Source organism: Bacillus sp. CH140a_4T, assembly GCF_008923725.1.
In the GTDB taxonomy this organism is placed as follows: domain Bacteria; phylum Bacillota; class Bacilli; order Bacillales; family Bacillaceae_G; genus Bacillus_A.
In genome coordinates, this window is sequence record NZ_WBPF01000005.1 from 51,100 (window position 1) to 65,496 (window position 14,397).

The 14,397-nt window shown below is 31.5% G+C and carries 13 protein-coding genes and 1 other annotated feature; of the genes, 11 read left to right on the plus strand and 2 right to left on the minus strand.

What is annotated here, in order from left to right; genetic code table 11:
* Nucleotides 1–5 precede the first annotated feature (5 nt).
* From F8162_RS01225 to F8162_RS01235, 3 genes are all read left to right on the plus strand, one after another.
* Nucleotides 6–1,706, plus strand: a complete 1,701-nt coding sequence (locus tag F8162_RS01225) for an ABC transporter ATP-binding protein (RefSeq protein WP_151582784.1) — start codon at nt 6–8, stop codon at nt 1,704–1,706.
* Entirely contained in the window at nt 1,699–2,499 is an 801-nt protein-coding gene (locus tag F8162_RS01230; RefSeq protein WP_151582786.1) for an energy-coupling factor transporter transmembrane component T family protein, read from the plus strand. Before F8162_RS01225 ends, F8162_RS01230 begins: the two co-directional genes overlap by 8 nt.
* Before the next feature lie 135 nt (nt 2,500–2,634).
* Entirely contained in the window at nt 2,635–2,742 is a 108-nt protein-coding gene (locus tag F8162_RS01235; protein WP_000120182.1) for a YjcZ family sporulation protein, read from the plus strand.
* Nucleotides 2,743–2,835: 93 nt separating this feature from the next.
* Here F8162_RS01235 and F8162_RS01240 read toward each other — a convergent pair whose 3' ends face one another.
* Together F8162_RS01240 and F8162_RS01245 are read right to left on the minus strand one after the other, a co-directional pair.
* The gene (locus tag F8162_RS01240; RefSeq protein ID WP_151635383.1) at nt 2,836–4,104 is read right to left on the minus strand and encodes a sensor histidine kinase; all 1,269 of its coding nucleotides are present in this window, start codon (nt 4,102–4,104) and stop codon (nt 2,836–2,838) included.
* Between the two features lie 86 nt (nt 4,105–4,190).
* The gene (locus tag F8162_RS01245) at nt 4,191–5,072 is read right to left on the minus strand and encodes a protein kinase domain-containing protein (RefSeq protein WP_151582788.1); all 882 of its coding nucleotides are present in this window, start codon (nt 5,070–5,072) and stop codon (nt 4,191–4,193) included.
* Nucleotides 5,073–5,199: 127 nt separating this feature from the next.
* Between F8162_RS01245 and F8162_RS01250 the strand changes: the two genes are divergently transcribed.
* The 8 genes from F8162_RS01250 to F8162_RS01285 all read left to right on the plus strand — a co-directional run bounded on the left by F8162_RS01250 (nt 5,200) and on the right by F8162_RS01285 (nt 14,298).
* On the plus strand, nt 5,200–5,712 hold the full coding sequence (locus F8162_RS01250; protein ID WP_151582790.1) for a GrpB family protein: 513 nt from the start codon (nt 5,200–5,202) through the stop codon (nt 5,710–5,712).
* A 171-nt stretch (nt 5,713–5,883) separates the two neighbouring features.
* Entirely contained in the window at nt 5,884–6,873 is a 990-nt protein-coding gene (locus F8162_RS01255; protein ID WP_151582792.1) for a zinc-binding dehydrogenase, read from the plus strand.
* A 261-nt stretch (nt 6,874–7,134) separates the two neighbouring features.
* The gene (locus F8162_RS01260; RefSeq protein ID WP_151582794.1) at nt 7,135–7,734 is read left to right on the plus strand and encodes an undecaprenyl-diphosphatase; all 600 of its coding nucleotides are present in this window, start codon (nt 7,135–7,137) and stop codon (nt 7,732–7,734) included.
* A gap of 294 nt (nt 7,735–8,028) precedes the next feature.
* Entirely contained in the window at nt 8,029–10,167 is a 2,139-nt protein-coding gene (locus F8162_RS01265) for a penicillin-binding protein (RefSeq protein ID WP_151582796.1), read from the plus strand.
* A 177-nt stretch (nt 10,168–10,344) separates the two neighbouring features.
* Nucleotides 10,345–10,603, plus strand: a binding site (T-box leader).
* Between the two features lie 65 nt (nt 10,604–10,668).
* A complete protein-coding gene (locus tag F8162_RS01270; RefSeq protein ID WP_151582798.1) occupies nt 10,669–11,907 on the plus strand; it encodes an MFS transporter in 1,239 nt (412 codons plus the stop codon).
* A 105-nt stretch (nt 11,908–12,012) separates the two neighbouring features.
* A complete protein-coding gene (locus F8162_RS01275) occupies nt 12,013–13,038 on the plus strand; it encodes a serine hydrolase domain-containing protein (protein ID WP_151582800.1) in 1,026 nt (341 codons plus the stop codon).
* Between the two features lie 206 nt (nt 13,039–13,244).
* Nucleotides 13,245–13,712 carry a DUF1453 family protein gene (locus F8162_RS01280; RefSeq protein WP_151582802.1) on the plus strand — a complete coding sequence of 156 codons (468 nt, stop codon included), beginning with the start codon at nt 13,245–13,247 and terminating at the stop codon, nt 13,710–13,712.
* Nucleotides 13,713–13,791: 79 nt separating this feature from the next.
* Nucleotides 13,792–14,298: a DUF3189 family protein gene (locus tag F8162_RS01285; RefSeq protein WP_151582804.1), complete on the plus strand. Its 507-nt coding sequence runs from the start codon at nt 13,792–13,794 to the stop codon at nt 14,296–14,298.
* Nucleotides 14,299–14,397 lie beyond the last annotated feature (99 nt).

Sequence of the window (14,397 nt, forward strand, 5' to 3'; positions counted from 1 at the left end):
TTAACATGCAACCAATTATTTCTTTTGAACAATTTAGCTTTCAATATGAGCGTGCGGCGCAGTCTACTGTAAAAGACATTACATTTCATATATTTCCTGGAGAAAAAGTGCTAGTTGCTGGACGAAGTGGTTCAGGGAAATCAACGTTAGCTCATTGTATCAATGGGCTTATCCCGTTTTCTTATGAAGGAATTAGTACTGGTAATATTTTGATTGCTGGAAAAGATCCGAGGAAAGAGAGTGTTTTTGAACAGAGTAAACAAGTAGGAACAATTTTGCAAGATCAAGATGCTCAATTTATTGGTCTTACAGTGGAAGAAGATGTAGCTTTTTATTTAGAAAATGAATGTGTAAATCAGGATAATATGAAAAAGATTGTTTCGGACTCATTAAAAAAGGTAAAGATGCATACTTTTCATAAACAAAGTCCGCATGAATTATCTGGAGGACAAAAACAAACTGTTTCTTTAGCAGGTTTGTTAACAACGAATGCTGATATATTATTGTTCGATGAACCTTTAGCAAATTTAGATCCTGTAAGTAGCTTACATACAATAGAACTTATTAAAGATATACATAAACAATATAATAAAACAATCGTAATTATTGAACATCGAATAGAAGAACTGTTAAATCTAGATTTAGATAAAATCATTTTAATGGAAGCAGGGGAAATTGTTGCGATAGGCACTCCAGAAGAGATTTTAACGTCAAGTATATTACCATCTATCGGCTTAAGAGAGCCCATGTACATAGAAGTATTAAAGAGATTACAGTTTGATAGTAATAATGACGTAATATACCCCATTAAAAATCTTCAAAGGGAAAGTGTTAGTAGCGTAATAAATGAGTGGATGGAGAAGCAAGCTTTTTGTAAAGACACTCCTATAATAAAAGAGTTATTGAAAGTAGAGAATTTATCATTCTCATATCCTAATAAACAAAAAGTATTAGACAATGTAAATTTCTCCATATATGAAGGGGAAATTGTAGCACTTTTGGGCCATAATGGAGCGGGTAAATCAACATTAGCTCATAGTCTTATAGGGATAAATAAAACAAATAATAATAGGATTTTAATTGATGGAGTAAATATCAATTCTTGGTCTATTCGTAAACGGGGTGAGGTTATATGTTATGTGATGCAAAATCCAAATCATATGATTACACAACCTACTGTTATAGAAGAAGTTTCATTTTCATTAAAATTAAAAAAAATTTCAAAGAAAGAGATTAAACTTAGAGCGGAAGAAGCGTTAAAAATTTGTGGTTTGTATCCATTTCGAAATTGGCCAATTCAGGCATTAAGTTATGGACAAAAAAAGAGAGTAACAATAGCATCTGCACTAACAACAAATCCGAAACTTATCATTTTAGATGAACCGACAGCGGGACAAGATTATTATCATTATAAACAGTTTATGTCGTTTATTAGAAAACTAGCTTCAAAGGGAATATCTTTTATTTTTATCACACACGACATGAATCTCGCTTTAGAATATACTGACAGAGCGATTGTTCTCTGTAAAGGGGAAATTATTGCGAATAATTCCGCGTCTATGGTATTAGGGGATCCAGCAACGTTACAAAGAGGGAATCTAAGGGAAAGTTCTTTATTCAAACTAGTTAAATTTAGTGGGATTTCATATCCTGAAAGGTTTATGGAACTTTATTTTAATGTTAATAGGAGGGAGGAAGGTGTATAGTACATATTTTCATCGCATGGATGGAGCAGTGAAATTGTTGTTATTTATTTTTTGTATGACACTTACTTTTTTGTTTTTCGATTTTCGTATATTGCTAGTTATATTTATGATTGGATGTATCGGACTATTTATTGCTAAAATTCCATTTCGTAAAATTTGCATTGTTTTTACTGTTATATTTACATTTAGTTTATTAAATTCTGTCATGATTTTATTTATTACACCAACTCATGGATCTGAATTAACCAAATCATATACTTCGTTTTTACATATTGGATATGCAACAATTACATATGAAACATTATTTTATGCAGCTACACTTTCATTAAAATATTTTACGTTATTACCATTTACACTTATTTTTATATATACGACTGATCCAAGCAAATTTGTGAGTAGCTTAAGTAAATTTCGAATTCATTATAAGATTACATATGCAATAAATATTGCATTACGTTACATACCTGATATTCAGTCCGAATATAAAGTTATTAAACATGCGCAAGAGGCGAGAGGAGTAGCTTTTGAAAAAGGAGAAGCAAGTTTATTGATCCGTATGAAAAACCGTGTCTTAATTTTTTGGCCTTTAATTATTCATTCACTAGATAGAATCGATACTGTTTCAAATGCAATGGATTTAAGAGGATTTGGAAAGAAGAATACACGAACTTGGTTTTATAGAAATAAAGCGAAAAGCGGGGATTTCATTGCTTTATTTGTAGGTGTTTTTATTTTAATTGTTGCAGTGTATTTAAAGTTACATGTATTTCAAAACTTTTGGTATCCATTTTAAAGCACTCTCAAATGAGTGCTTTTACTTATTTTTATGTGGACATGCTCAAAAAAGGGATATTTACATAATGTATAATACGAACCAGTTAAAATGATCAACTACCTATTAGTTTTCAAACCAAAAGGAGGAAAAAATATGAGTTACGGTGGTTCTTGTGGTTTTGGTGGAGGTTTCGCTTTATTAGTTGTGTTATTTATTTTATTAATTATCGTTGGATGCAGCTGCTGGGGCGGAGGGTACTAATTTCTAAATTAGTCTCCACAAATGTAAACTTAAAAAACATAGAAGATACTTATGTATCGAAACAAATAAAAAAGGAGCAATTATGCTCCTTTTTTATTTGTTTTCAGATGAGTTCATATTACATTTCGGCAATGTAATTGTCAAAGTTGTACCTTTATTAACGATACTTCGGATTTTTAAACTACCTTGCATCGTTTCAATAATCTTAACAGCAACCATTGTACCTAAACCTGTACCCTTCGTTTTTGTACTAAAATACGGTTCGCCAAATCGATTTATTTGCTCTTGTGACATACCAATTCCACTATCCTCAATTCGTATGATAACTTTATTATTACTAATAGATGAGGAAATATTTAAAGTACCACCATTAGGCATTGCTTCAATACTATTTTTTATTAAGTTTAAAAAACATTGTTGAAAGTGCTGTTTATTACCAACAATTGTTGCCGTAGAGAAATCTTTTGTAATATGTATTGTGTTCATATTACATAACGGTAAAATCATATTAATAACTCGATTTAACTCATGTTCTATTGAAATATGATCTAATTTTTCTGAAGCAGGTTTAGCAAACGTTAAATAATCATCAATAATTCCTTGGGCACGATGTAACTCTTCAAGTATATGTTCAATATACTCGTCTCTTGATTCTGGAGTTAAATTTGGTGTTTTTAAAAGTTGCGTAAATCCTTTTACGACAGTTAAGGGATTTCTAACCTCGTGCGATATACTAGCAGCGAGTTGGCTAACTATTTCCATTTTTTCCATTTTAATTAACTTCGATCGCATACATACTGCATCTTTTAAAACTTCATTAAAATAAATGACAAACAACATTAAAATAGTTGGTAATATTATAAAATAAATAATGTATAAATTATTCACTTCAAAATCTGATAAAGTTAATACAATTACAGTTGTAAATATCGCTAGAAAAAATGTTAAAAACATTCCATAAGCTACTTTATTTTTTCTATTATACTTATTAAATTTTGCGGATGCGAACGCTGTAATGATAAACATTGTGCCATAAACTAGTATGGTTAACATACTAAATCCATAAAATGAAAACCTTGTAACTAATAAAATAGTAAACAATATTATACCAACAGGGAATCCACCATAAAGCGTACCTATTATAACTGGTATTTGTCTTAAATCATGAATACAATTTTCATCCATATAGATAGGATAGCGCATACATAAAATAAGAGGTACACTCGTACAAAGTATAATAAGTAGTTTTTTATATTTCTTTAAATAGTGCCCGCTATCATATATAAAATAGAAAATAAATATACTAATTAGAATGTAAAGAAGATTATTTAATACGTTTTGATTAATATAAACAAAGTTCATAGTATGTGCCTCGTTATTTTGAATTTCCATTTCAAATATATTATACATGATTATAGTAGAAACTTTTTGCATTTAATAATATAAGTTTATATCTTTTTAGCATTAGCCTCGTTTAGCCACTCTTTATAAAATGTTTCAACCGACGTATATCGTTCAATTCGGTTTTCATTTACAGCACGATACGCTATTTCATATAAATCTTTACTTGCTTCCCATTTTGTAAAGGAGCGATCTTTTCCACCGCCCAAGAGAGCAAAAGCCATTGCCCCCATATTAAATACATTTGTTCTTGCGTCAATCATTGCATTTAGCTCGAATTCTTCAGGAGACATAAAACGAGAGGAACCCCATAATCTTCCCATTTTATTGACGTATGGTTTTTTAGAATATAAATCAATATCACAAATCTTCGTCTCGTTTGTATGAAAATCATATAAAATACTACCGTCATAAAAATCTATTGCTACATATTTTTTCTTTTCGACATAGGTATGGAAAGAAAAAATAGAATTTAAGGATTGAATTCGTTCCATAACTGATAAATGCTTAAATTTATAAAATGGAGAATTTGGATTTTTATATTTTTCAGGAGGCGGGAAACTCCAATGCGAATGAAGACATTCACCATCAAACCAATCGAAAATTAATACATATCCAGTGTGAACTGGAAAGTGTTCAATTAGTTTTATAAGTGAGTCATGCTTTAATTCCTCGTATAGGGAAACTGAATTTTTTAATTTTTCAATAGCATCACTGATCTTGCCGTTATATGCAATTGTATTTGCTCCTGCATATTTAATAAATTTCTTATGACCATCTTTTTCTACACCAAAAGATAGATTTCCTGAATCTTGCTGGTCAAAAACCGCAAATACGGTTCCTAATTTCGTAAGCCAATCAAAATTATGATGTTCTTTTAATTGGAATGTTATTTGATTCAACTGAATTTCAACTGGATTAGCTTTCATAATATACCTCACATTTATTATAATTAAGTTGTATATTTCAGTATTCGACATATTTTGTGAAAATCCTATGTTAATCACATAAAATTTTATAAATATAATAATAAATAATTATAAGTAGGTGAATAAAATGGAACAACAAATCGTTATTAAACCATATCAAAAAGACTGGCATGAAGAGTATGTAATAGAAAAAGAGAAATTTATTTCATTATTTGGAGGAGAATGTATTGCTATTGAACACATAGGGAGCACATCTGTACAAGGATTAGGAGCGAAACCTCTAATTGATATGATGATTGGCGTAATGGATTTACAAATTACTGAAAAGAGGATTGAAGATTTATTAAAAATTGGATATGAGTATGTTCCAAAAGAAACACCTAATCGACGTTTTTTTAGAAAGGGAAAATGGAGAGCTGGTACCCATCATTTGCATGTTTATATTTATAATAGTGACGAATGGAAAAACAATCTTTTATTTCGAGACTTTCTAATAAAACATGAATGGGCACGTAAAGAATATAGAGAATTAAAAGAGAAACTTGCAGCTACATATCCTTTTGATCGTGTTTCATATACAAAGGAAAAGGCACCGTTTATTCAAAGAATTTTAGAATTGGCCAAAACTCAAAAAAATTAAAATTACAGATTCTTATCTAAAAAATTTTAAAAACCACTTTCTACGTTATTTATAGGGAGGGATTTTTTCTTTTGTCATAACGATATACATTATTTCCAATTATTAGAGACGGATTATTTTATTTATTTCGATATTTCTAGTACATTGAAAATATTAAGGGGGAATTAAACAATGAAAGCTATTGTACATCAATATAAAAAAGGGGTAGAAGGATTAGAATATAAATTTTCATCTGAAACAAATCCTAATGCCGGTGAAGTAAAAGTAAAGTTAAAAGCTGCAGGATTAAATCATAGGGATTTATTTATTATAAACAATAGAAAAGAAATGGAGCTGCCGTTAGTAATAGGATCAGATGGTTCAGGAATTGTTACAGAAATCGGAGAAGGTGTTTCAAATAATTTATTGCAAACCGAGGTTATTATTAATCCTAGTATTGGATGGGATAATATTGCTGAAATACCTGAGTTACCAGAGGTGTTAGGTGGACCGAAAAATGGAACATTTGCTGAATATGTTATTGTGCCAGCTGAAAATGTAGTGGCAAAACCGTCATATCTTACTTGGGAAGAGTCAGGGGTTTTATCTTTATCGGCATTAACTGCATATAGAGCGCTTTTTACAAAGGGTAGATTAAAGTGTGGAGAACATGTTTTAGTTCCGGGGATAGGCGGCGGTGTAGCGACATTTGCCATGTTATTTGCAAAAGCAATTGGTGCAAAAGTAAGTGTTACTTCAAGGGTAGAGAGTAAAAGAAAGTTTGCCGAAACATATGGCGCAGACTTTTCTTTTAATAGTTCTGGAAATTGGGAAGAGAGTTTACGCGGAGAGAAAGTAGATTTAATAATCGATAGTATAGGTCCAGCGACATTCTTAAAATACTTTGATGTATTAAAACCAAATGGGAGAATTGTTAATTTTGGTGCAAGCTCAGGAGATAAAATTGAATTGCCATTACGTGCATTATTTTATAACCAAATCGATATTATGGGGACATCTATGGGTAGCCGTGAGGAATTTCATGAAATGATTAAGTTTATAGAGAAATATAAGATTAAACCGATTATTGATAAAGTATATTCGTTAGAAGAAGCCATTCAAGCATTAAAACGTATGGAACAGGGAGAACAGTTCGGTAATATCGCTCTACGTATGGAATAAAAATATGATTTAATAACCTATGTTTTTATATGGATATGTTATGTAATATATACACTTATAGTTTGTGAATCATTTGACTTAAAAGGTTTTTCAACCCTATATATCTTTAATTCATGTAAATAGTTACATAATTGTCAAATGAAAAATAGTAAAATGAATAAAGTAAAAATCTAAATATGTGTAAATGTTGTATACTGTGTAAATCAAGTCAACTTGTATCTTTATTTCAAGTAATATAAGAAATTATAAGGAGAGAGTAACGTGAATTACACAGTATTTCAATGGGTAAACAATTTAGCAGGTACATCTGCGCTCTTAGATAAGGTAATGATTGCTATTACGAATAGCGCTGCATATGTGGCTATTCTATTCATGTTTATCTTATGGTTTCATAACGGAAAGAAAGAGAATGCGATAAGAAAACAATATACAGCGTTGTATACGACACTTTCAGTAATAATTGTATTACTAGTAAATGTTTTTATTCATGTAGTATATTATCATCCACGTCCTTTTGTAGCATATGATGTGAATCAATTAGTACCTCATGCAGAAAACTCGTCCTTTGTTAGTGATCATTCTGTACTTGTATTATCGATTGCGTTCATTTTTATTCTTAGAGGAGAAAAATTAAGATATATTGCACTTTTATGGGCGGTTTTAGTTTGTATATCGCGTTTGTATGTAGGTGTTCATTTTCCTTTAGATGTAATTGGAGCAGCTGTAATAACGATAATAACAAGCAGTTTATTGTTGCAGAAAAAACATACATTTGAACCAATGGCAAAACTTGTTTTCAAGATGTATGCACTCGTAGCGAAAAGAATTCCTTTTTTAGAGAAATATAACCATGTAGCTTAAATATCATAACTAGCCTTTTATAGATTAGCAAAAAATCCCCCTTTGGAAATTCAGAGGGGGATTTTTTGTTGTATACAAGTGAATAGATTGCTTGTGACGAAAAAAGAGTGAATATTCTTTAATTTCACGTACCGTATTTTAAGTATGTAAATAAACTTACAATAACAACAACTAGTTTTGCATTGTTTTAAAGGAATTAATAAGAAAACTTCGAAACATATAGTATCGAAAGCAAAAATTACATATTTTAAAACGCATCTTTGCATGTAGCAAATAAAAAGAAAGGAGAAAAAAATGAATAAACTTCAAACGAATAAAGGTGCGCGGTATTTTATGGTTGCTTTTATTGTTTTGTTTCTTATTATTCTTTTGCGTTTTTTTTATATTCAGGCAGTAGGAGTCCTGCATAATGTGAATGTAAAAGATCTAGCAAATGAACAACATAATAAAAATGGTGTTTTGGAAGCGAATCGTGGCACAATATATGATCAAAATGGAAAGGTGCTAGTCCAAGATTCCACAACGTATCGTGTTGTTGTGAATTTAAAAGGAAAAAAAAACGTGAAAAATAAAGATGAAACCGCAGAGCAATTAGCTGCCGCGCTTGAAATTGATAAAGAGGATGTATTAAAGAATTTTCATGAGGGGCGTACACAAGTTGAAATCGGAAAAGTTGGTCGGAATTTATCTAGAGAAGTAAAAGAACAAATCGAAAAATTAAAAATTCCAGGTGTATCCTTTATGCCAGAAAAGGCAAGAGTGTATCCAAATGAAGATTTTGCTTCTTATATACTTGGTTTTGCTAGACCTGATGATAAAGGAAATACAGAAGGGAAATTTGGACTTGAAAAAAGTCTGGATAAATATTTGCGCTCTATAAATGGAAAAGTAGAATATGTGGGGACGCAAAGAGGTATCCCGCTTACAAATGATATTGGGAAAATAGAACCCGCTAAAAGTGGAAATAACGTATATCTTACGCTTGATAAACAAATTAATAGTTTTTTAGAAGAAGCGATGAATAAGGCACAAGAGCACTATGATCCTTCTATGTTAGTAGGAATCATAGCGGATCCAAAGACAGGTAAAGTTTTAGCAATGTCTAGTAAACCTAGTTTTAATCCTAATAAAGGCGATATCGAATATTTTTTAAATGATCCAATCGCAAATGCATACGAACCTGGTTCAACAATGAAAATATTTACGCTAGCTGCTGCAATTAATGAAGGTGTATATAACGGAAAAGAATATTTCCAATCTGGAAAATATTCCGTTGGTTCATCTGATATTAAAGATCATAATGGTGGATTTGGATGGGGATCTATTACATTTGATGAAGGCTTTGAAAGATCATCCAACGTAGCTTTTTCTATTTTAGAAGATCAGTTATTGAAACCGGATAAATTTAAGCAATATATGAATAAATTTGGATTCAACCAAAAAACCGGAATAGATTTACCTGGTGAAAGTAAAAATACTTTATTATTAAATACACAAATTCAACAAGTCACAACTTCTTTTGGACAAGGTTCTACAGTAACACCTATTCAATTAATCCAAGCAGCTACTGCTATAGCGAATGACGGGAAAATGATGCAACCATATATCATTGACAAAGTTGTAAATCCAACAAACAAACAAGTTATTATGGAAAATCAACCGAAAGAAATTGGGAATCCGATAAAAAAGGAGACAGCGGACAAGGTAAGGAACTTAATGGAGCGTGTTATTACGTCATCAAAAGGTACTGGTACAATGTATAAAGTGGATGGTTATCCAATAGGAGGCAAGACAGGAACAGCGCAAATTCCGAATCCTGAAAATGGACGATATATGGAAGGGAAAGAAAATTATATTTTTTCATTTTTAGGAATGGCTCCAATTGATGACCCAGAGTTAATTGTTTACTTAGCTATTAAGCAGCCAAAGTTAAAGGGAGACGAGTATGGAGCTCAGCCGCTTGCAGAAATATTTAAACCAGTTATGAAAAACAGCCTTGAATATTTAAAGGTGAAACCATATACAGAAAAACAAATGGCAGATGCAACGAAACGATCCCAATTAAAAGTACAAAATTATGTCAACCGATCGATGGATACAGTAGAGAATAGTGTAGAAAAAGAGAAACTCCAACCGATAATTTTAGGAGAAGGAAAAATAAAAAAACAATATCCGCAGTCTGGCGAAGTAATGAGTCAAGGAGATCGTATGTTTTTATTAGGAAGTAACGCAAAAATGCCAAATTTACAAGGTTGGTCCATGCGTGATGTTATGTATTTCTCTAAATTAGTAAAATTAGATTTAAAAACTACAGGGACGGGCTATGTAACGAGTCAAAGCATTGAAAAGGGACAAGCTATACAAGAAGGCGATACATTACAATTAGACTTAGAACCACCGTTACACCCATTAGCAGAAGCGAATGCAAATTAATTCGGACAAAGTGAAGGGTCTATATACAATAGGCTCTTTTTTTTATAGATTTAAGTAATTTCACGCACCGTAATTTCCAGAAAAAATAATAAATAGAGGAATTAACAGTAATACGTTATTAAATATCTGATTATTTTATATTTACAGTTAAATAAAATTGTGATAACATGGAAAAAATCAAATGCAGTGAAGAGAAGAGTAAATAAAATGAATTTTTCACAGAGAGCTCCACTTAGCTGAAAAGGAGCAAAAATTCTTTATTGAACCAAGCCTCTGAGCAGCGCATCGGAACCTATTATTAGGGGATGGTGTGACGGGAGCTCCCGTTATAGAGCTATGGTATAAGCATGAATTACAATGCAGTACCTGATAAGGTTAATATGGCAACATATTAACAAACTAGGGTGGCACCGCGATGATAAATCTCGTCCCTAAGACTATAAGTCTTGGGGGTGGGATTTTTTTATTGTTTTAAAACAATTTGGAAAGCGGGGGCCTAAAATGAAAAACTTACTCAAAAATTGGAAATACCCTTTATTACTACTGTCCGGAGTTGGTATTGCGAATTTAGGGGCATGGATTTACTTAATAGCACTGAATGTACTTGTCTATAATATGGGAGGCTCAGCCTTAGCTGTTGCTACTTTATATGTAATTCAACCATTAGCCGCTTTATTTACAAACGCTTGGTCAGGAAGTATGATTGATCGTTTAAATAAACGGAAGTTAATGATTCACCTCGATATATATCGTGCGGTATTTATCGCTATTTTACCTTTACTTCCATCACTTTGGATTGTGTATGTATTCGTATTCTTTATAAGTATGGCCAGTGCAATTTATGAGCCAACTGCTATGACATATATGACGAAATTAGTTCCAGTAGAGCAAAGACAACGTTTTAATTCATTACGTAGTTTAATAGGATCAGGTGCATCTTTAATTGGTCCAGCGATTGCGGGAGTATTGTTAATAGCAAGTACATCGGAGTTTGCTATATATATGAATGCTATAGCATTTCTCTTATCAGGAGTAATTACATTGCTGTTACCTAATCTTGATAAAAAATCCGATATTCATACGTCAAATGACAAGTTATCTTTAGCTGTACTAAAAAAAGACTGGAACATTGTTTTAAATTTCAGTAAAAAATCAATGTATATCGTTTTTGTGTACTTCTTATTTGAAGGGATGATGGTTTTAGTCGCCGCAAATGATTCACTTGAATTATCATTTGCGAAAGAAGTTTTATTGTTAACAGATAGTGAATATGGCTTTTTAGTTAGTATCGCTGGAGCCGGGTTTATTTTAGGAGCCATAACAAATACAATTTTATCAAAAAAATTAACACCTTCATTTTTAATTGGAATAGGATCATTATTCATCTCAATCGGTTATTTAATTTATGCTTTTTCAAATGAGTTTTTAATTGCTACTATCGGATTCTTTATTTTATCTTTCTCTATGGCGTATGCAAATACAGGATTTAATACCTTTTATCAAAATAATGTCCCTGTCCATATCATGGGACGGATTGGAAGTATATATGGGCTTGTGATTGCGGGCATCACCATTTTAATTACGATATTGTTTGGAGTTGCAACTCAATTTATTTCTATACAACTTGTCGTTATCGTAGGATCATTCGTAATGCTACTTATAACTATCATATTATGTGTGTTTACTTTATTGCCATCACAGTCTAAGGTGTATTCCTCTGAGTCAATCAATTCAAAATAGTTCTCTTGGTTTTGATTTACGGTATTCAATAGGAGGGTTCACCCTCCTATATATGGAAATATAAGAAGGGTGAACAATTATTGATAAACGAGGGTGGTTTTTGTAATGAAAACAAAAGATCAAATAGACAGCATTGTAAAAGAAATGCATCGGCATATAGATTTCTCTGGGGTAATTTTAGTAAAAGAAGAAAAAGGCTTAGTCTATGAAGAGGCGTTTGGTTACGCAAATCGCAATGAATGTATAAACAATACGCCACAAACAAGGTTCGGAATTGCCTCCGGTTGTAAAATATTCACTGCTATCGGTATCTGTCAACTTGTTGAAAAAGGGGTAATTAATTTTCAAACAAAGTTAAAAGAGTGTTTAAGTATTAAATTTCCAAACTTCAATGAAGATATTACAATACATCACCTTTTGACGCATAGTTCGGGTATTCCAGATTATTTTGATGAAAGTATTATGGATAACTTCGAAGATCTTTGGAAACAAACTCCTATGTATCTATTAAAAAATTTAAAAGACTTTTTACCATTATTCCAAAACAGAAATATGATGTTTGCACCAGGAAGTAAGTTTCACTACAACAATGCTGGATTTATCATACTTGGATTAATTATAGAAGAACAGACAGGACTTAAATTTACGGAGTATATAGAAAAAAGTATATTTAATCCCATTGGTATGAATGATTCGGGCTATTTTTCTTTAGATAAATTACCAAGATACACGGCTCTCGGATATATAAAAGATGAAATAAACCAAAATTGGAGAACAAACGCCTACTCTATACCAATAATAGGAGGTTCTGATGGTGGAGCTTTTATTACTGCGCCAGACATGCTGAAGTTCTGGGAAGCGTTATTTAACTATGAAATCATAAGCCATGAATATACAAACATACTTTTAACTTCTCACATTCAAGTAAATAAAAATCAGTCTTACGGATATGGAATATGGATTGAAACAAGAGAAAACAAGATATTCAAATATCATGTAATGGGATATGATCCAGGCGTCAGTTTTCGTTCGGCCGTATATCCAGACTTAGGAATTACAGTAGTTATTCCGTCAAATAAAGGAGCGGGTCCTGAAAAGATAATGAAAGAATTAGAAAACTCTTTTTCATAAGGTTAAAAGAGTTTATGAACGCATTAATAAATGCAAAAAAGACGTACTATTGATTTGTACGTCTTTTTTGCATAAACAATGTTTAAAACTGATGGGAAATCACATTCTATATTTTATAATTTTTATTAGCTAGTTTATTTAAATTATGGAATGAAAAGAAGCCAATATAATTTTCAAATGTAAACAAGTAAATAGGAGGACTCTAAATGGATATTCTATTTGTTATTCTACTTGTTGTTTTTATAATGATATTAATGCAAGGTAAAGAATATAAAGTGAATATTAATCGTATTTGGTTCATTCCGACTTTGCTGTGCTTTGCGACAATCCAGTCTATTATTCATATGGGACAATTAACTATATTGAAAGTATTACTATTCGTTGTAATGCTGGGGATTGGATTGGGCCTTGGAATGGTTAGGGGAAAAGTTTTAACATTTCGATTAGATAGTGAAACAGGTCATGTATTACGAAAAGGAAATTGGTTAAGTACAATTATTCTACTTGCCATTCTAGGTACGAAGGTTTTGATTAAACAAAGTATGTTTTCTAGCAGTACTCACTATACATTAATGGTTGTAACAAATACCTTTTTATGTATCACATTAGGTACTGTAATTAGTAAACGATATTATATTTGGAAAAAATATAATGAATTAATACAAAAAACATGAAAGTATTCATCCATTGTTTAACAGCGCCGTGAACGGTGATACTAAATAACATTGAACTTTTACAACAAGGGATGATAATATGATATTCATTTACACAGATTTTGGCGGAACACATTCAACTTCACTTGCTGCAGCTTATCATTTAAATAAATTACCAACGGATCGTAAGTTAACGAAAGAAGAAATTTTGAATGTAGATTACTTTAATAAATTGAAAACAGAGGATATGGGGAAAATTATTTTTCATGGAATAGACGAAAATGGTAATCCGGTGTATACAATTGGATGCGGTGCATCAAAAGTCGTTGTACCCGCGATGAAACATTTAGGAGAAATTCTGCAAAAACATTATCAAAGTCATGAAAAGATTGTTTTTTCTAATACATCACCAACAGTGCCTATACCAATGACTTTTGGTGGCCTGTTTTCTAGAAGGTTCCACATTGATTTTATCGGCGTACCGTTACTCGTATGGGGAGCGAAACTTTGCTGTGATAACGTACAAAGACTTGTTAGTTATACGAAAGAAGCTGGCCGATTGACGAATGATTATGTTGTAATTTTAGATAATGAAACTTTTAAATAATATAGGATAAGAAGAAAATTGGGGAAATACTTCGGTTTTCTTCTTTTTTTGGTGAAAATGACAAAAATTATTCACATTTAATATTCATCTACTATAGCC

What these genes read in the sequence shown, in the direction of transcription:
- F8162_RS01225 (WP_151582784.1), top strand. Translation starts at nt 6, where the DNA reads ATGCAACCAATTATTTCTTTTGAACAATTTAGCTTTCAATATGAGCGT.
- F8162_RS01275 (WP_151582800.1), top strand. Translation starts at nt 12,013, where the DNA reads ATGAAAACAAAAGATCAAATAGACAGCATTGTAAAAGAAATGCATCGG.
- F8162_RS01280 (WP_151582802.1), top strand. Translation starts at nt 13,245, where the DNA reads ATGGATATTCTATTTGTTATTCTACTTGTTGTTTTTATAATGATATTA.
- F8162_RS01285 (WP_151582804.1), top strand. Translation starts at nt 13,792, where the DNA reads ATGATATTCATTTACACAGATTTTGGCGGAACACATTCAACTTCACTT.
- F8162_RS01240 (WP_151635383.1), bottom strand. Translation starts at nt 4,104, where the DNA reads ATGAACTTTGTTTATATTAATCAAAACGTATTAAATAATCTTCTTTAC.
- F8162_RS01270 (WP_151582798.1), top strand. Translation starts at nt 10,669, where the DNA reads ATGAAAAACTTACTCAAAAATTGGAAATACCCTTTATTACTACTGTCC.
- F8162_RS01265 (WP_151582796.1), top strand. Translation starts at nt 8,029, where the DNA reads ATGAATAAACTTCAAACGAATAAAGGTGCGCGGTATTTTATGGTTGCT.
- F8162_RS01245 (WP_151582788.1), bottom strand. Translation starts at nt 5,072, where the DNA reads ATGAAAGCTAATCCAGTTGAAATTCAGTTGAATCAAATAACATTCCAA.
- F8162_RS01250 (WP_151582790.1), top strand. Translation starts at nt 5,200, where the DNA reads ATGGAACAACAAATCGTTATTAAACCATATCAAAAAGACTGGCATGAA.
- F8162_RS01235 (WP_000120182.1), top strand. Translation starts at nt 2,635, where the DNA reads ATGAGTTACGGTGGTTCTTGTGGTTTTGGTGGAGGTTTCGCTTTATTA.
- F8162_RS01255 (WP_151582792.1), top strand. Translation starts at nt 5,884, where the DNA reads ATGAAAGCTATTGTACATCAATATAAAAAAGGGGTAGAAGGATTAGAA.